Origin of the sequence: Ruegeria sp. MALMAid1280, from assembly GCF_049195285.1 — a bacterium.
Classification (GTDB): domain Bacteria; phylum Pseudomonadota; class Alphaproteobacteria; order Rhodobacterales; family Rhodobacteraceae; genus Ruegeria.
This window is the reverse complement of record NZ_JBMIRT010000057.1, coordinates 55290-72422: the sequence shown is the minus strand read 5'-3', so window position 1 is coordinate 72422 and position 17133 is coordinate 55290. Positions and strand designations below refer to the sequence as shown.

Genomic DNA, 17133 nt, shown 5'->3' with positions numbered 1-17133 from the left:
GAAAGACCCTGCGAAGCAGGGCCTTTCGCAAATCTTTCCTGACGTGAGCCGGGTTTCTGCCCGTGTTAGTCTTCCGAGCCCCGCGCACGAGCGCCGCTGACCCTGGCCCCACTGACACGCGCACCGCTTACGCGGGCACCGCTGACCCTGGCCCCACTGACACGCGCACCACTCACGCGGGCACCGCTGATCGCGGGACTGTCAAAACCGAAATAGATGTCCAGCAGAACCTGTTCGAACATGCCCGAGGTGACATCCATACGCATGGTCTGATCGGCCTTGTCGTAGTTCCAGTACATGATGTCGTTGGCCATCTGATAGTCGGCGGCCGCAACACCGCTTTTCGACGGATCGTTGGGCGCACGGGACGCAAGGTTGCCCGGCAGGTTACCATCCGTGGCGCTTTTTCCCTTGCCATGAACAAGGAAAATCGCGGGCTCGGGAAGGTCGTAATACGTACCTTCATAAGCAAAGCCGTATATCTTGGCGAACCGGGGCTCATCTTCGCCGTCCTTGGCAAATTGCTTGTCCAGTTGCTTGTTATTTCCTTGTCCGCGTTTGTCGGTGACGACGTATTTCATATCTTCAAGGACGCGTCCGAAAATCAACACTTCGGAAAAACTGAGCAAAGTCTCTGGCATAAACTCATCTCCTGATTGCAGGCTTGACGACATGGGACGCCTCGCCCCCCCTAACGAAAACCCGAAAATTCGCGGGTCAAATTGTTCCTTAAAATCACCTTTCGTTTGAATGCCACAAAACCGTTTAAAAATAAAGGATTTTAGGCGCTAGCCCGGCACCTGCGTGCGGACCGAATTCGAATGGCTGTCTTCCTGGGGATCGGGCAGGCGCGGCCCTGCGGTGGTCAGACCGATATCGCGCATCCGGAAGTTGCCTTCGATGATATTGCGGAAGGCACCGCCTGTGATCTCTTGATCCACCGCCAGCAGGGCCTTTTCCACCCCGAAATAGCTGAGCATATCCGCGTCCAGCATCTCCCACGCGTCGGCCAGATAGGTGCCCAGATAGTCGCGCGCCTCAAGCAGGGCGATGCGGAACCCTTCGGGGTTTTCGGCGTACCGCTTGTCGAAAATACCCTGCATCACCCGGCTGTAATCGGGCGAGCCCTCCAACTGATCCGACAGGTGTTCCTCCTCGGGCGAGATCAGGCCGTGCACCAGCAAACGCTCGTGATAGATATCGACAAAGATATCGAACATCGCACCGGTCAGGGGTTCGGACAAAGCGTGTTCGCTGGACCAGCCGGCAGCGAATTCCGACAAGGACCGGTCATTGGCCGCAAGCCGGATCTGTGCATTTTCCGACAATTCGGCAAAGCGGCTGAGGCGGTTGAAGGTGTAGAGGTTCCCCCGCGTGTTCTTAAGCAGGTCATCAACCACCGAACCGAAATGCAGCGACGCCAGCAAAGCCACCAGATCAGCCGCGGATTCATGAAACCCGTAATACTCGCCCGAGGCATCACCATCCGAGGGCATCCCGATCACGCTATAGATGATGGCATGGCCGATCTCATGCGCGACCACGTCGAAGTTCAGACTGTAGGGGCGGTATTCGCCCCCGTGTTCATGGGTGCCGCCTGTTTCCAGAAACCCCCAACCGATATGTGCGTTGTCCAAACTGGGCAGCAGCGACAGTTCCAGCCGGTCAAAATCGCGGGCGAAATGCCATGGGATCGGGCGGTCGAAATAGCCCTGCCAGACATCCATGGTGAAATGGGCCGAGCCGAACAGATGTGCGGCTTCAAACGCGGGGTTGGCGGGGTCGATATGGATGAAATTGCCGAATTCATCCGGCATCGCCGGCGGCTGAATCTGGCCGTCCCAGGGCGGCAGATACATGCCTGGCCCGTTCGGACCCGGTACGATCGCACCGTAAGGGGTGGTCTTTCCCACCGGATCGACCGTGTACATGCGCGGCCCGGACGGCCCCGGCCCGATGCTGCCTTGTGGTGCCGAAATCTCGACCAGTTCCAGTTGGGCGTCAGGCTCCAGAAACGGAGACTGCGGGTACAGCAAAAACCGGGTACCGGGTTCTTCATCAAGCTGATCGGGTAAGTTCACAAAACGCCCTCCCGTGTCGTGCCCGGTCAAATCCGGCAGCCTTTCATTCGGCGGCTCCGGTGTCGGCACCCCTGTGGCAATACAAAAACTCGGCTTCTATCATCTCATAAAACGCATCGCGCCCGGCCAGACCCAGCGCCACTGCGTATGAGTCAAGATCATCGGGCACCGTCTGGTCAAGACGAGATTCAAAATACCATATCAGCACCCGCAACCGATCCACGCCGGACTGGCCTGTCGGAAAGGCCTGTTCCGCCTTGCTGACGGCCCTGTCCCGCAGAAGGGTGTATTGATCCGACCGGTGCAGTTCCGACAGCAGCTGAGCGTCCAGACGGCCCGCCCGCGATGCGGTGGCGGCTTCGATTCTCGCTGCATCCGCCAGCATCGTCTCGTAACCCTCGGGGCTCAGATCATTCGCTTCAATCCACGCCATCAGGTCAGACCGCCGTGACAGGCCCGCACTGGCCCGGTGGGCCTCCATCTGACGGACCAGGTCGGCGCGTTCGAGGGTGTGATCCTGTCTCGACGCCTCTTCGCGCGACAACAGAGTCAGAACCGCACGGTCCCGCACTCTTGCGTAAAGCTCGGGCTGTAACCGCAGTTCGTCGATCACGCCTCGGTCGGTGGGTGGATCCCCGGCATCGATCCGCGCGCGCAGCGCCTTCCACATCAGGGTGTGCTCGGTTCGCACGGTATCTGAAGGGGGCAGGGGGGTTCCGGCCAGATGTTCCGACATGCGCTCCAGCATGGCGACGGCATCCCGGGCCTTGGCGTCGATGCGACCCGTCGGCAGCCAATCCGCAAATTCGGCGATACCCGGCAACTCCGGCAGCGCGTTGAGGATGTCCGGCCAGATACGATGATGGTAATGCATCGCCTTGGCGCAGCGCAGCACTTCGGCGGACGTGTCCGGCGGCAGAATCCCGGCGCTCCGGGCCTGCGCTACGGTCGCCCGGATCGACACCATCGGCTCGCTCAGCGGCTGGAAACCCAATTCGGCCGGGCTGTGCAGCACCGCGACTTCGTCGTCATCCTGCAGGGTGCCATCACGGTAATCCTCGAAGATGCGCCCAACACCGATCATTCCGAAATCGGCCAATTCGGCTGCGCGCAAGGCACCCATGCTGGCGCTACCGAAAACCGGGATACCCTGTTCGATCGCCCACAGGATTTCCTTGTGCCAAACCGAGGGCACGCCTTCGAAAAACCCGTCGATTATACCGATTGCCGTCGGTTTGTCGCCCACAACGCGGTACACGTCCCCCTGCCGGACAGGGGGCAGGATCGTGGCGTCCAGACGATCCGAGACCGCCTGTGGTGCAAGTGTCGGGCCAACAAAAACCACCGCCGTCATGTCAGGCATTCCCTGACGCGCTGCGCCCGCTGGCCGGGGATGTAATCCGGTTCGTCATGGGGCGCCTCAAGCCCGGGAATGACCGCCCGAACCACCCCGATGTCATATTCCGGGCGGGACAGATCGACCGTCACCACTTGCGGGGCGCCCACAGCAGCAAGCCGCTGCAGCAACAGTTCCAGATCCTCGTCGAAGGAGTTGGTTACATGCGACGGGCAGTCGCCAAAGCTCTGATCCGCCGCCGTTCCGTCAATCAGGTCGCGCACATATTGGCCGCGTTCCATTTTGGCCTGATCGGTAAATTCCTCGGGGTCGAGGTCATCCCGCGCGCCCGAGATATAGGTCAGCCGCGTCTGCGCCGCCTCGGTCAAAGCACGCAGCAAGGCGATCGCGCGGTCCGGGTGGCATCCATCCCCGATACCGATATGACCGGGTCGCCCGCCACCCTCGCAAATCGCGCAGCGAAAACTGGCGATGTCGACGTCCGACGTCGTGTTCCACAGCCCAACTTCCAGCCCCGCAACAGTGATCATCTCAATAGCCTGGCGACATCGCGGATCATCGATACTGTCGGGATCAAGACGCGATGATCCCGGTTGGTGATGCCACAGGGTTGTGGCATCCCGTTCGATCAACTCGCAAATGGCGTGGCAGCTGGCCTCGGCCAGATTGTTGCCCGATGCCAGCCCATTGGTTGTGCGGGGAAAGGCGGCCTGACCGCCGACCGGCGCGCTGGTGTAATCGGTATCGACCATCTCAAGCGGAACCCAGCATGGTTCACCCTTGAGCAAATCACGGCCCTGAACCCACAGCATGTTGGCGTGCGGGTCAAATCGCCCTCCGGTCACTTGCGGCAGGCCGGTCACATCGACCACCGCGGTTTCTTCGGTCAGGTCAGAATACCTGGCCAGACGCTGTGGAAGCTGAACCCGTTCAGCGTACCAGGATTCAATCGCCTCCATCACGCCCGAAGCCTCGGCCGCGCGCAAGGACAACCCCTTGCCCAGCGACACCGCAACCGATCGCGAATTGGGCCGCGCAACCATCACCGTGGGCAATCCGATCCGATCCAGCCCGGTCAGGTTCGCAATCCGGGTGATGCCCATGTCTTTCAGAAACGGTTTGACGATCTGCAGGGTCTGCTCGGGGTCGCGCAGCCGATGCGTGTCCAGCACATATTGCTTCTGCGATGCATCGGGCATGTTTCGGACCTTGCTAGAATAAGTGACCGCAATGAAAAATAACCGCGCCGGGCCAGCCTGTTACGCCGCAGGATGCTGGATCGGGTCCTTTCGGTCAACCGTTCCGGTGCGTTGCGTGGCTGAAGCTGAGGCGGGATACGTGGCGATACCGTTCCCCGGCCTGCAGGATCACGCTGGGATAGGAGGGATTGTTCGGCGCATCTGGCCAACCTTGGGGCTCAAGCGCCAAGCCTGAACGGGCCTTGTAGGGATCGCCAGACAAAGTCCGACGATCCGGGTGGTTCAGATACGTTCCGGAATAGACCTGCAAGCCCGGTTCGGTCGAAGACAACGCCATCCGAACCCCCGCCAGAGAGGATCCCAATACCGCCACAGGTTTTTCGGATGTCCGTTGGTCGGAAATGCAGAAATTGTGATCGAACGGGAAATCGCCAACCGCCCTGGGCGTGCGGAAATCAAACTCGGTGCCCTGAACCGGCGCGGGGTCCCCCAAGGGGATAAGGTCACCATCAACGGGCAGGTATCGATCTGCCGCGATCTGCAGATTGTGGCCGGTTATATCTCCGCCGCCGTTCAGGTTGAAATACCAGTGCGGCGCAAAATTGCAGACCGTGGCGCTGTCCGAGTGCGCCTCGATCTCCAGACGCAACGCCGCCGGGTGTTCCACGCTGTATCGGGCTGACACGAACAAATCTCCACCAAACCCCATGTGCCCGTCAGGCAAATGCAGAGTGAATGTCACGCTGGTCGCAGAACATTGCGCAGCCTCCCAAAGCTGCATCGCAGTCCCATCCTGTCCGCCATGCAGGCAGTGGCGGTCGCGAAAATTGCGGTTCAGGTGAAACGTCTTGCCGTTGAGATGATAAGACCCGGACGAAATTCTGTTTGCACAGCGTCCGACGACAGGCCCCAAATACTCATCCTTGCGCAAATAGTCTTCCGGATCATGCCACCCAAGCACCAACGGGTGTCCGACACCATCAAGCCGAAGGTCACACAACGTGGCGCCCAGCGGGAACAACGTCGCTGTCAAAGCCCCGTTTGAAATCGTGATCGTCCGCATTGGGCGCCTGAAGGTTGGGTGCATTTCGACCTCTTGGAACATGATACCGATGGTGGCATTGACCGATATGGCTCCCAAACTGGTTGAAAAACAAATGGTTTAACAGGAGGCGTTCTGATCAGCATTTTTTACATAACCATGATTACACGCTTCACCTGCTTACGCCGCGAGTTGGCAAGAAAATGCAGGAAGAAAAGCGCACGCTTGATTAGAACAACTTTGCTGGCGTAGTTTTGTACTAGGACTCAAACAAAAAAAGGAGCAAACTTCCACATTTGCTGCCCCGTGTCAGTTTTTTCGGGATAGCAGGGTTTGTTTTTCTCCTGCTCGGTCTTCCGGCGGTTTGCGCGTCTGGCCAGCGATTTGTGTTGAAGTTGTAATGAGGGCCTCGTTGTTTGAGGCAGTATTGGCGGAGGATTCTTCCTGCAATGCAAAACATAAAATACGCGGTCCTTCCAGCTCTGCCCCAACCGGCCTGGCTCAGAAATCAAAGCACCCATCCTTTCGCCACACAGTACACGACCCCGGCCACATTTGTGATCGCGGGCTGCGCCACACGACTGTTTCTGCAGGGCAATAGGGTCGAGTGATGCGTGTTTTCGATATTGCATTGATTGGCGCAGGGCCTGCCGGTTACGCCGCACTGACCGCTTTAAGGGGGTTTTCGGGGTCGTTGGCCGTGATCACCGGTGCAACACCGGACCCGTGGCAGGGTGGGCCTGCCAAAGTGGTTTCGGTCGCTTTTGAACGGCAAAAGCCTGCCTGTTTAGCGGACCGTATGCCCGTGTCCGGTGACGCGCCACCCATGTATGCAGCCGCCGAAGTGGGCGGCCTTGCCAATTACTGGGGCAAGCAGCTTCAGGTTTACGGCAGCGATGACCCGTGGGGGCACGGCCCGTTTCTAAAAACCTGGAACGCGTATAAAGCCGCCTGCGACGCGGTGCAGGCTGACCTTGAGGTGATCGGCGGCACCCAGCTGAAAAGCCTGGACAGCGATTTCGAGGCCTGCGCCCCACGCCTTTTGGTCGGCACCAAGGACGCGCCGGGCAGCCAGTTGAATGCGATGGCACTTGCGGTCGAAAAACGGCTGCAACAGATCCCGAATCTTGAAGTTCTGTCCGGGCGCGTGCAACGGATCGAACAGGAACAGGGCAATTTGCGTCTTGACTTGGGCGGAGGCACGCAGGTGCGCGCTCGCCGTGTTTTTCTGGCGGCCGGCGTGCTGGGGACAGCGACCACCTTGGCGCGCAGCATCCCCAATATCTCGGAAATCGGATTTCGCGATCACGCCCCTTATACCATCAACTGTTTCCGGCTGGACCGCATCCTTGGACCAACGCACACCTATGCCAACAGTGGCAATTTCAACGCCCTCACCGTGACGATGAAAAACGGGGGGCGCTGTGATTTGTTCGCCTCGGTCTATGCGGTGTCACAGGCCCCCATCAGCCTGTTGACGACCAATTTCGGACTGGGCCCGCGGTTGCGCGGCCGCCGGGTCGGTCGGATATTTGATTTCGTGCAACCGATCCGTCTTTGGACGCCGAATACCCAGGTTCAGTTTCGACATAACCCCACGGGCAGCCAAACCGAGGCCACCCCCACCCTGGATCAAGAGCCCGACCCGAGCCTGCGGTGTTTTCTGGATTGGCTGGTCGCCCATGGCGTTCGCAACAAGCTTGGCCAGACCGCACCGGGACAAGGGTTTCACTATCACAGACTAACCCTCGGGCCCGACCGACGCGCCGTCGATGACGTGGTTAAATCCGTCTTTGACGGGCAATTGCGGGTGATTGACGCCTCTTGTCTGAATAAGATCGGCTGCCCGCCGCACACTCTGACAGCAATGGCGCAGGCTTATGCCCGCGTTAGTCACGATCTGGAAAGCCCGGAATACCACTAAGCTCTCCAAAGTCACGCCCTGGCCTTTCGGCGCATTCAGAGATGAATTCAATTCACGGTTTGGCCATAGACAGCAAGCTTGCGCGCGAACCTCCCGGTTTTGCCGCCGGCCTTGATTGCCTGAAAAGCTGCCTGAACGTCCGAGGGCCCCACTGCCTCATCAGAAGTCACGCACAGCTCGTAGAGCAGTTCCAGAATGCCGCCCAGATCACGCGGAAGATCGTACGGCAGATCGATCATCATGCCCGCTAGCGCAGTTTTTATTGCCCGCGCATGGGTGTTAGAGAGCCCGGCCACCTCGGTCAATCGCTTGGTCCACCGGCGCAACGGCAAGCCCGCGTGAAACACAAGCGAATGCGCGGCGGATGCAAACGCGCCTGGATCGAAAACCTGCTGTGCCATCAACGCGTCCATGGCATCGATTGTGGTCGTTCCGACGCCCTCATCGGCGCTGGCCAGAAACCAGGCGAGCATGGCGTGTGCCATCGGGCCGGGCCTGGGGTCAGGGCGGAAAAGCGGGTCCAGGAACATCAGACAATGATGATTGGTCAGCTTTTGATCCAGTTCCAGTTCGAAAATCCCGGTGGCAAAGAACAGTTCGGAATGCACTGGACGGATCAGCCCCACCCACGGGTTCGCGTGCATCATCCAACTGCTGCCTGGATCGCTCATGTAACTGTGTTCGGACTTGGCTGGCAGGGCAAAGCCCAGAGCGGCGTCAACGTCGTCGGGAATTGGCGGAGAGATGCGGATTTTTGGCCTCGGCCAGGCATATTGATCTACCCGCCGGATATCCGCGTGGAATTCGAAATGTGCCGGGTATCCGACGCCCGGCACCGGTCCGCCAACCAGGTTTTCAATGCGTGGGTCTGCGCGCAGCGGCAGGGTCGAAGACCACGCAATTGCCCATAGCTGTTTGTCCGTCTCTGGCGGCAGGTCAGCCCCCAGCGCATAGGCCAGCGCCCTTTCCGGTTCAGATCGCGGCTGCAGGTCGTTCAACGCAGCCTTGCGCCCTTCGGGTGCCAACCGCATGAGCGCCAGTTTGAAATCCGTGTCCCCCGGTTGGACGCCTATCTTTCGGTATTCCGCCAACCGATCACTCAACTGCTCGGCTGCCAGATATCCGCGATTGTCAGAGGGGGTCGACAGCATGGGTACGGCCTGCCCTTCCCGCACAAAAGCCAGCAACTCTTGCGCCCGGGCTACAAACATCCCTTCGAAACTGTTGCGATCAATCTCAAGCGGTGTGTTCCCGGAATACCGTGGCGTGAGAAACGGCTGCAGTTCAGTGTCAAAATCCGTCTCATTGGCCCATGCCAGCGCGGTCGCCAGAATTGGTTTCTCGAAGTTCCCTACTCCGCTGAACGCGTCTTGTACCACTCGGTTCCTCAACTGGGTTGCCCGTTTCGCCAGTGGTGACAACAACGGACCAGCCGCCGCCCCGTACCGGGTCAGACCGTCATATGCGCGTTCCGTCAAAAAAGGATCGTTGCCGTCTTCCAAAAGCTCCAGAAACACCGCCACGGCTTCTTCGACCGAAGCCACAGGATGAAGTGCCTCAATCCGGGCCACCGGGTCATGCACATCAGGCGGCGGGGCCGGATTACCGCCTCCGACAATCCCTGAAAGCCGTCCTTGAACGGTCGGAGCCACCAAATCCGCATAGTCGCGCAGCTTGTTCTGAACCTCTGGCACAGAGAGCTGATCAACGGCTTCGATCAAATCCAGCGCCCTTGCCTGCACATCTCCGGCCTCGGAAATCAGGGCTGATGCGGCTATCAGAGCCACGTCAGATGCCCTGCCAGGATGGCGCTTGGCGCAGCTTTTCAGCAATTGCAAGGCCATGACGGCGCTGGACTTCTGACGGGCTTGCAACGCGGGATCGATCGAAACCAGCAGCGCAGCAGGATCAATCCCTTGCAGTTTGTCGATCCGTTTCAGCACTTTCAACGCAAAAGCCACGGTGGGAGGTACAGAACTGCCGAGCAAATCCAGATACCGCCCGGTCCGGTGCAGAATCTCGGCATCCGTAGGGCAAAGCCTGGCGTGAAACCGCGAGTACCACCCGGCCCGAAACTGTCCGAAATCCCGCTCAAGCGCGTCCAGTGAAGCGTCCAGCAGCCGGTCTCGGTCCAACGTGCCGTCGTCGCACAGGCCGCTCAGGCAATCTGCCCAAGACACCCCCGGCCCGCAGTATTTGTCATGTGCAGCAAGGCTCAGGTCACCGCCGCCTTCAACCTCGAAGAACCGCCAGACATCATGCGTCAGAAACTGGTCGCGCGCGCGCTCGGGAACAGCTGCCTGATGGGCATAGTAGCCCAGTATGTAGGCGTCCGTTTGCGGGATGCTGCACTGCCCTTGCGCATACAACGCATGGACAACTTCGATCAGGCGCGGGTTGTCTTCGACCGCAGCCACGGCCCAATCGTTCATCCAACTGAGGTTCAGCGCACTGAACACATCCGCCAGAGGGATCGATTGTGGCAGGATGCGCCAGTCTCCGCAGCTGTATTCGGATGGGCGCGCCGTTGCCAGAACCGCAACACCAAGCGCGTCACCGTCCTCGGCCAAATCCGAGGCCTGTTTTCCGCCGCTGAATTGGGCTTCCCAATACGCTTTGTCATACGCTTTCTGCGTTTTCACAGCGATCGGAGCAAAAGCGCGACGGTTGGCTTCGGGAATGGCGGCAAGCGCCTTTAGCACGTGACGCGCCCGCTTTTTCGTAATCAGCTTGAGGAATTCCGCTTCGGTCACTGCAAACGCTCCGTTTCCATTTCCACGGCCAGAATGTGCTTGCAGGGGCCGCGCGCGTTTTTGTTTTTGGCATACCAAGGGCAGGTACAACTTGGCGCTCCATCGCCAAAACGCACTCGATGAACCGCTGCGTCGCTGATCACCTCGGCCACGCCTTTTTCAAGTGTCACCGCCCGGGCATCCACCAGGTTCCGGGCCGCTTTCAGCCGGGGGTTCATAGCCTCGACCCGGTCCATGTCAAACGGCAGGACCCTGTGAAACCAAGTGGAATCGGCAAGGTCGAACCCCACTAGACCCAAGGCTGCCAGATGTGCCATGGCCGTATTGACCTGATCCTGCGACAGGTCGCTGCTTTGGGCCAAAGAAGACAGGTCCAACCTGTCCTGCCAGTTCAACTGGGCCCGCAAGGCGGCAATATCTGCTTCATTCCGCGCCAGATCGGACAGCAGCCGGCCATCACCGGAAAATCCGCGCCAGGGTTCGGCATTCAGCACCAAGGTCAAACGCTGTGATCCAAAGTCCAGCACCCAGGCCGAGCTTTCCAACGCGGGATTGCCATAGACATGAAGAGCCCTAGCCCTGCCAATCAGTGTTTCGAACACGCGCAGGCGATGCCCGCCGCGCAACGGCACACTGCCGGGTGCCGGACGGGTCGTGGTCCTGACCCTCGGGCCTGCGGCCGCCACCCAGATCCGATGATCTGATTTCGAGCGTGGCAGACTGCGGAGAAACCGCTGCGCCGACACTGGCGGCAGCGAGAACGCTTTCTCCATTCCCGACAGATGTCCCTGCACTTCGCCAAAGCCTTTGATCCAACGCACGGGCAATGGCACCTTGCGCTCGGTAACGCTGGCACGCTCATGCGCCAGTCCGACCGCACGCGGGCCGATTGTGACTTCCAGACGACTGTCCGGCTTGGTCTGTGCCAACAACGCCCGCAATTCGGCCCCGAAATCCACGTTTGTGGTCCCTTTGCTGCGATGTGCGACCTCAAGAGCGTCTTCGTCGACATCCAGACGGATATAAGCACTGCAACAGGCCGAGAAGCCTTCGAACCGGACTGTTGCCGGACCAACGGTCGCAACCGGATCGGCTTCGCGCAATATCCGCGCCAACTGGGATGGCGGCACATAAAACCGTGACCCCACAATTTCGGATACCGCCCGCAGAGCTTTGGCCGTCACGTCAGGCTCATTCGCAAAAGCCGTCAGAAAAGCTTGCGGCTCATTATTGCCGGTTCGATCCCCAACAAGAAACAATGAGCGGTCTTGATCCTGCCCGACCAGAGAGGAGCAGCCCGCATAGTGGAAAACGTGGTCAATTGCGTTCAATTCGGTCTTCCTGAAATCTACCCCAATGCAGCATGAATATTCAATGATCCCGGCGCCAAACTGACATGGTGAAAGTGTCACCAATGAGGCCCCCGCCGCGACCCTTTTTGGGCGCCGCATTAGGTCTCATTTCGGGAAACACTCGAGCGCCCAGACATCCAACCGGCGATCGTTGGCTTGACGGCAAGTCGCTTTTCGCCGATCCATCAACTCTCGTATTTTCAGCACACCGCCATAGTTTTAGGATGCGGCCCATCGCAATCGCCCGAACCCAGACGACAAACCGTTACCAAAGGCCCCATACGTGAATATCGAAAACCGCATGATGATGCCGCCGCGCCACGAGCTGCGGAAAGTGCGCAATCAGGGCATGACCTTTCTGGCTCTGGCGTTTCTGTTCAGCATATTCGTCAACATCCTGATGCTGACCGGACCCTTGTTCATGTTGCAGGTCTATGACCGGGTGCTGGGGTCGAGGGCGGTGGAAACCCTGACAGCGCTGTTCCTGCTGGTGACGCTGCTATACGCGCTCATGGCGATGCTGGACTATGCCCGCGGCCGAATCGTCGCGCGGTTCGGGGCGCGCTTTCAGTCGCAACTGGACGAGCGTGTGTTCGATGCGACTCTGCGCCGGTCACTGTACCCTCAGGCGCGGTCAGCTCCGGCAACGGCACTGCGCGATCTGGAATCGATTCAGAACCTGTGTTCCTCGCCCGTTTTGCTGGCTGTGATGGACATCCCGTGGACTCCGGTCTTTCTGGCAGCGATCTTTCTGTTCCATCCGCTGCTGGGCTGGCTGGCCGTGGCAGGCGGATCGCTGCTGATCGTGATTGCGCTGCTGAACCAGGGCCTGACGCATCGCAAGGTGGCCTCGGCACAACGGGCTTCGGCGCAGGCCAACGCCTTTTCGGAACATGCCAGACAGGCCGCCGAGGTGGTGCGATCACAGGGCATGCAGGACGACATTACCCAGCGTTGGCAACGCCAGCGCACCAACGCCCTGCGCCAGACCATTGCCGCCAGCGACTGGACCGGCAGCTTTACCTCGGTGACCAAGTCTCTGCGACTGTTCCTGCAATCGGCAATGCTGGCCCTTGGCGCCTGGCTGGTGCTGCGCAACGAGCTGACGCCCGGCGCAATGATCGCCGGATCAATCCTGTTGGGACGCGCGCTGGCGCCAGTAGAACAGGCGGTGGGACAATGGGGCATGGTCGAACGGGCGCGAACGGCCTGGGCCTCACTGAACCGGTTTCTGGATGCGACCCCGCCCGAAACACCGCGCACCAAACTGCCGGTTCCCGAGGCCCGTTTGACCGCCAAAGGCCTGACGGTCATCCCACCGGGCGCAGAGAAACCGACATTGCGGAATGTGTCGCTGCAGCTTGAACCGGGCCGCGCGCTTGGTGTCATCGGGAAAAGCGGGTCGGGGAAATCGACGCTGGCCAAAGCACTGTTGGGTCTGTGGCAGCCGGCCGCCGGGGAAATCCGGCTGGGCGGTGCGACGCTCGATCAATACGACCCCACCGATCTGGGCCAGCATATCGGTTACCTGCCTCAGGAAGTGACGCTGTTCAACGGAACAGTGGCCGAGAACATCGCCCGCATGTCGGAAAACCCGGATCCCGAAGCCGTTGTGGCAGCCGCGAAAAAAGCCAAGGCGCATGAGCTGATCCTGACCCTCAGCAAAGGGTACGACACGTTTCTGGAAGGCAATGACAGCCAGTTATCCGGTGGTCAGAAACAACGGATCGCCCTGGCGCGCGCGCTGTACGGGGACCCGGTCATGCTGATCCTGGACGAACCGAACTCGGCCCTGGATGCCGAAGGAACAGAGGCGTTGAATGCCGCTGTCCGGGGCCTGAAAGAAGCTGGCAAATCGGCCATCATCATGACACACCGTCCGCAGGCGATCTCGGAATGTGACGATCTAGCGGTCGTTGAAAACGGGCAGGTGGTGAAAACCGGCAGCCGGGACGAGGTGCTGGCCGCCATGGTACAGAATGCCGGTGCGATCAAACGGGGCCTCAGTCAGGTGAAAAAAGATGCTGGATAAGGCGGCTCAGGATACGCGCCCGGTGTGGCGGATCACGATACCGGCCTTTGTCGGCTTTGCGGCGCTGATCATTCTGGTTGGCGGACTGGGCGTCTGGGCGGTTCAGACCCGTCTGGCCGGGGCTATTGTCTCGCAGGGGATCATCGAGGTTCAAAGCAATCGTCAAGTGGTCGAACATCCCGATGGTGGCGTCGTGGGCGAGATTTACGTCCGCGATGGTGACGCGGTGACCGACGGCGACTTGCTGGTGCGTCTGGACGATACGTTCTTGTCCTCGGAAAAGACCATCGTCGAATCTCAGCTGTTTGAATTGCTGGCCCGCCGGGTCCGCCTTGAGGCTGAACGCGACGGAGGGAATGCCGAAGCCCTGGCGGTGCAACTGGCCTATGTGCAAAAGCAGGACGGCATCGACCCCGACCTGATCGCGGGCCAGCAGCGCCTGTTCGAGGCCCGTTTCGAAACCATGAGCCAACAGATCGAACAACTGCGCAAGCAGCGGATTCAGATCGAAAGCGAGATTGAAGGCACCGAGGCACAGCTTGTTTCCCTGCGGCGTCAGGTTGAACTGATTCAGGATGAGCTGAAAGACCAGCAGAGCCTGTTTGACCGTGGCCTGACCCCGGCCAGCCGGGTTTCTGCCCTGCAACGGGAAGAGGCCAGCCTGACCGGTGAGATCGGGCGCCTGGAAGCCGCGGTCGCGCGTCTTACGGGCCAGATCGCGGCGACCGAGATCGAAATTGTCGAACTGACCTCGACCCGGCGCGAAGAGGCGATCACCGCATTGCGGGATGTACAGACACAGATATCAGAACTGGCCGAGCGCCGCCTGTCTTTGGATGTGCGGCTGTCGCGGCTGGATATTCGCGCGCCGGTCGCCGGAACGGTCTATGGCAGCCAGGTCTTTGCGCTGCAGTCGGTGATTCAACCGGCAGAGCCGATGATGTATGTGGTGCCGCAGGACACTCCGCTGCTGGTGGCGGCGCGCGTGGATGCGATCCATGTGGATCAATTGCATATCGGTCAGCCGGTCTCATTGCGTTTTCCCGCCTTCAACCAACGGGAAACCCCCGAGATTGACGGCCGCGTCGTCACCGTATCCGCGGATACCTTCACCGATGACAACACCGGCCAGACCTATTACCGCGCCGAAGTTGCCCCCGAAGACGATCAAATCGAGCGGCTGAACGGACAGGCCCTGCTGCCGGGTATGCCGGTGGAAACCATGATCAAAACCGACGAAAGAAGTCCCTTGTCCTTTTTGATCAAGCCATTGGCCGACTATTTCAACCGGGCCTTCCGCGAGTAACAGTGACGGCGAATTTCAGACCTGCTCGACATTCCCCAGCAGGATCGCGGTCATATCGGTGGCAATCACATTGTCCACCGCCGTCACGTTTACTCCGGTTTCGTAACTCACATTCGACTCGGTGATGCCGGACAGGTCTGCATTCTTGTCCAGGAAAACCCAATCCGCGTCATGCTCGGTAGGAAGGCCGACAGAAAGCTGAAGGATAACCAAAGCGTCCAACGCATTGACCGTTCCATCCTGATTGATATCTGCCGCGATCAGGTTTTCCGGCGTCGCCGGACCCCAAGTCGGATCGAGCCCGACCGAGAGGCGCAAGACTTGCAAAGCGTCCATCGCCGAGATTTTGTCACTGGCCAGAGAATAGGTTTTGACGATATCCAACTCGCCCTCGAACGTGCCCGACGGCAAGCCCAAATCAAAGCGCCCCTCATCATCCGCACGAACGCTGATGGTCCCGCCCCCATCCGGGGTGAAGTGAATCTCGGCATCGGACAAGGCCGGGTTCGCGGTTCCCGAGTTGATCGAGACATCACCCAGAACCCCGTCCGAACTGCCGGGTTTCAAACCACCCAAATCTCCGAAATCCACAGGAATGTGATCCGGGCCGCCAAACCCCGCGCCGAATATTTCGGCGCTGGTCAATGGACCTCCGGTAGAAGAGTTGATGACGATCACCTCGTCGATGAATTCGATCTGCGCCCCTTGCGCCGTGGCCGTAAATGTCAATTGCCCGGGCGTGCGCAGCAACGGATAGTCGAACAGGTCCAACCGGTCGATACCGGCCTGAAAGCCGTTGATCGTCGTCGGGTCACTGCCATATTGCATGACAAAGATGTCCGCACCGGCTCCGCCATCCATCGTGGTGGCGCCGATCCCTGCGACCAGAATGTCATCCCCTGCCCCGCCCAACAAAGTGGTATCAAGGATACTGCCGCTGAGCATATCATTCTGCGCCGATCCGGTGACCGTGCCGTACCCGTCCCGCACAATCCCCAGATCGTCGATCGACACGCTAAGTTGCGTCAGTCCCGCATCCTGTTGCGAACCAACGAGGATCTGCAACTCGTCCCCGACATAGGCGACGCTCAGCGTTTCGACATTTTGCAGGCCGCTGTGCACGGTGTCGGCGAAACTGTCCAGATGCACCAGCTGACCACCCGGCGTCAGGGTAAACAAGGTTACACCGTCATCACCGCCGCCCGCCACGACAAACACATGCCCGTCGGCTTCGATCACAGCCAGATCCTGCACTGTTTCAAATCGCGTATGCAGAGAATCCAGAACGTGGTCTGTTGCAATCAGGCGCCCATCAACCGTCAGTCTCATCACGCTGAGCGAGTTGCTGTCCGCCCCTGCCACAACGACCCACGACTGACCATAAGCCTGCACCACCTCGACCGCTGTCGGCGTCGCAATCCCCAGCGTAGCCAACGCGTCGCTGTTATCGACCGCGGTCAGGGCGCCGGTATTCTGATCGACATTATAGGTGCTGACTGTACCGCTGACGGCATCGGCCGCAATCACGAAATGACCCGCCCCAACTTGCAGCACCTGCATCGAATCCGCCTGCCCGGCGATCGAAGCTGCAAGACTCAGTGAGCCATCGCCATTCACGGTATAGGTTGCGATCTGCCCTGTCGCCTCATGTGCGATGGTCAGAACATCCCCAAACTGAACAAGGGCCGAGATATCCCCGCCACCAACAAGCGAATCAGTTTCCTGCAGCGCGCCTACGGTCCCGTTCGGGTTCAGCTCATACCCGACCAGCCCGGTCGCCGTGCCCACATCCAGAACAAGCTGGTCGTCCCCGGCCAGCGCCACGGGCATGGCGCTGTCGCCGACCTGATAGGTGATCGAGCCGCTGAAATACTCGGTGTCCTGCAACTGCGGCAGAGCGCCCTCGACCAGCTTCCACACCGCAATTCCGCCGCCCGGGCCGGTCACGCTGTACAGATACGTTTCGCCATTAAGCGTTTTTAAAGCCGTATCGCCGATACCTGAATCGAGCGCTGCGCTCCCTGTTGCAACCACACCTTCGAACTGAAGCACCATATCAAATCACCCCACGCCAAATCTGGCACCGA

11 protein-coding genes are annotated in these 17133 nt (G+C 59.8%); 3 read left to right on the top strand and 8 right to left on the bottom strand.

Going from position 1 to position 17133, the window contains the following annotated elements; translation table 11 throughout:
- Positions 1-65 precede the first annotated feature (65 nt).
- The 5 genes from ACOQFT_RS16015 to ACOQFT_RS15995 form a co-directional block, all read right to left on the bottom strand.
- Positions 66-641, bottom strand: a complete 576-nt coding sequence (locus tag ACOQFT_RS16015; protein WP_170446838.1) for a hypothetical protein — start codon at positions 639-641, stop codon at positions 66-68.
- 147 nt (positions 642-788) lie between these two features.
- Positions 789-2081 carry a hypothetical protein gene (locus tag ACOQFT_RS16010; protein ID WP_421598889.1) on the bottom strand — a complete coding sequence of 431 codons (1293 nt, stop codon included), beginning with the start codon at positions 2079-2081 and terminating at the stop codon, positions 789-791.
- A gap of 43 nt (positions 2082-2124) precedes the next feature.
- On the bottom strand, positions 2125-3435 hold the full coding sequence (locus ACOQFT_RS16005; RefSeq protein ID WP_421598888.1) for a TfuA-like protein: 1311 nt from the start codon (positions 3433-3435) through the stop codon (positions 2125-2127).
- Positions 3432-4637 (bottom strand): YcaO-like family protein, encoded by a 1206-nt coding sequence (locus ACOQFT_RS16000; protein WP_421598887.1) that lies wholly within the window; start codon positions 4635-4637, stop codon positions 3432-3434. The genes ACOQFT_RS16005 and ACOQFT_RS16000 overlap by 4 nt, the downstream gene beginning before the upstream one ends.
- Before the next feature lie 94 nt (positions 4638-4731).
- Positions 4732-5700 carry an aldose epimerase family protein gene (locus ACOQFT_RS15995; RefSeq protein WP_421598886.1) on the bottom strand — a complete coding sequence of 323 codons (969 nt, stop codon included), beginning with the start codon at positions 5698-5700 and terminating at the stop codon, positions 4732-4734.
- Between the two features lie 589 nt (positions 5701-6289).
- Here ACOQFT_RS15995 and ACOQFT_RS15990 point away from each other — a divergent pair.
- Positions 6290-7603: a hypothetical protein gene (locus ACOQFT_RS15990; RefSeq protein ID WP_421598885.1), complete on the top strand. Its 1314-nt coding sequence runs from the start codon at positions 6290-6292 to the stop codon at positions 7601-7603.
- A 47-nt stretch (positions 7604-7650) separates the two neighbouring features.
- On the opposite strand, the gene ACOQFT_RS15985 is transcribed toward ACOQFT_RS15990, so the two are convergent.
- Together ACOQFT_RS15985 and ACOQFT_RS15980 are read right to left on the bottom strand one after the other, a co-directional pair.
- On the bottom strand, positions 7651-10356 hold the full coding sequence (locus ACOQFT_RS15985; RefSeq protein WP_421598884.1) for a DUF6493 family protein: 2706 nt from the start codon (positions 10354-10356) through the stop codon (positions 7651-7653).
- The gene (locus ACOQFT_RS15980; protein ID WP_421598883.1) at positions 10353-11687 is read right to left on the bottom strand and encodes an SWIM zinc finger family protein; all 1335 of its coding nucleotides are present in this window, start codon (positions 11685-11687) and stop codon (positions 10353-10355) included. The genes ACOQFT_RS15985 and ACOQFT_RS15980 overlap by 4 nt, the downstream gene beginning before the upstream one ends.
- 322 nt (positions 11688-12009) lie before the next feature.
- Between ACOQFT_RS15980 and ACOQFT_RS15975 the strand changes: the two genes are divergently transcribed.
- The gene (locus tag ACOQFT_RS15975; protein ID WP_421599049.1) at positions 12010-13740 is read left to right on the top strand and encodes a type I secretion system permease/ATPase; all 1731 of its coding nucleotides are present in this window, start codon (positions 12010-12012) and stop codon (positions 13738-13740) included.
- Positions 13730-15046, top strand: coding sequence for an HlyD family type I secretion periplasmic adaptor subunit (locus tag ACOQFT_RS15970; protein ID WP_421598882.1), 1317 nt, complete (start codon positions 13730-13732; stop codon positions 15044-15046). Before ACOQFT_RS15975 ends, ACOQFT_RS15970 begins: the two co-directional genes overlap by 11 nt.
- Before the next feature lie 15 nt (positions 15047-15061).
- On the opposite strand, the gene ACOQFT_RS15965 is transcribed toward ACOQFT_RS15970, so the two are convergent.
- A complete protein-coding gene (locus ACOQFT_RS15965; RefSeq protein ID WP_421598881.1) occupies positions 15062-17101 on the bottom strand; it encodes a dockerin type I domain-containing protein in 2040 nt (679 codons plus the stop codon).
- Between the last annotated feature and the right edge of the window lie 32 nt (positions 17102-17133).

Excerpts from the sequence above, each read along its gene's own strand:
- ACOQFT_RS16015 (WP_170446838.1), bottom strand. The coding sequence starts at position 641 with ATGCCAGAGACTTTGCTCAGTTTTTCCGAAGTGTTGATTTTCGGACGC.
- ACOQFT_RS16005 (WP_421598888.1), bottom strand. The coding sequence starts at position 3,435 with ATGACGGCGGTGGTTTTTGTTGGCCCGACACTTGCACCACAGGCGGTC.
- ACOQFT_RS16000 (WP_421598887.1), bottom strand. The coding sequence starts at position 4,637 with ATGCCCGATGCATCGCAGAAGCAATATGTGCTGGACACGCATCGGCTG.
- ACOQFT_RS15995 (WP_421598886.1), bottom strand. The coding sequence starts at position 5,700 with ATGCGGACGATCACGATTTCAAACGGGGCTTTGACAGCGACGTTGTTC.
- ACOQFT_RS15990 (WP_421598885.1), top strand. The coding sequence starts at position 6,290 with ATGCGTGTTTTCGATATTGCATTGATTGGCGCAGGGCCTGCCGGTTAC.
- ACOQFT_RS15975 (WP_421599049.1), top strand. The coding sequence starts at position 12,010 with ATGATGATGCCGCCGCGCCACGAGCTGCGGAAAGTGCGCAATCAGGGC.
- ACOQFT_RS15970 (WP_421598882.1), top strand. The coding sequence starts at position 13,730 with ATGCTGGATAAGGCGGCTCAGGATACGCGCCCGGTGTGGCGGATCACG.
- ACOQFT_RS15965 (WP_421598881.1), bottom strand. The coding sequence starts at position 17,101 with ATGGTGCTTCAGTTCGAAGGTGTGGTTGCAACAGGGAGCGCAGCGCTC.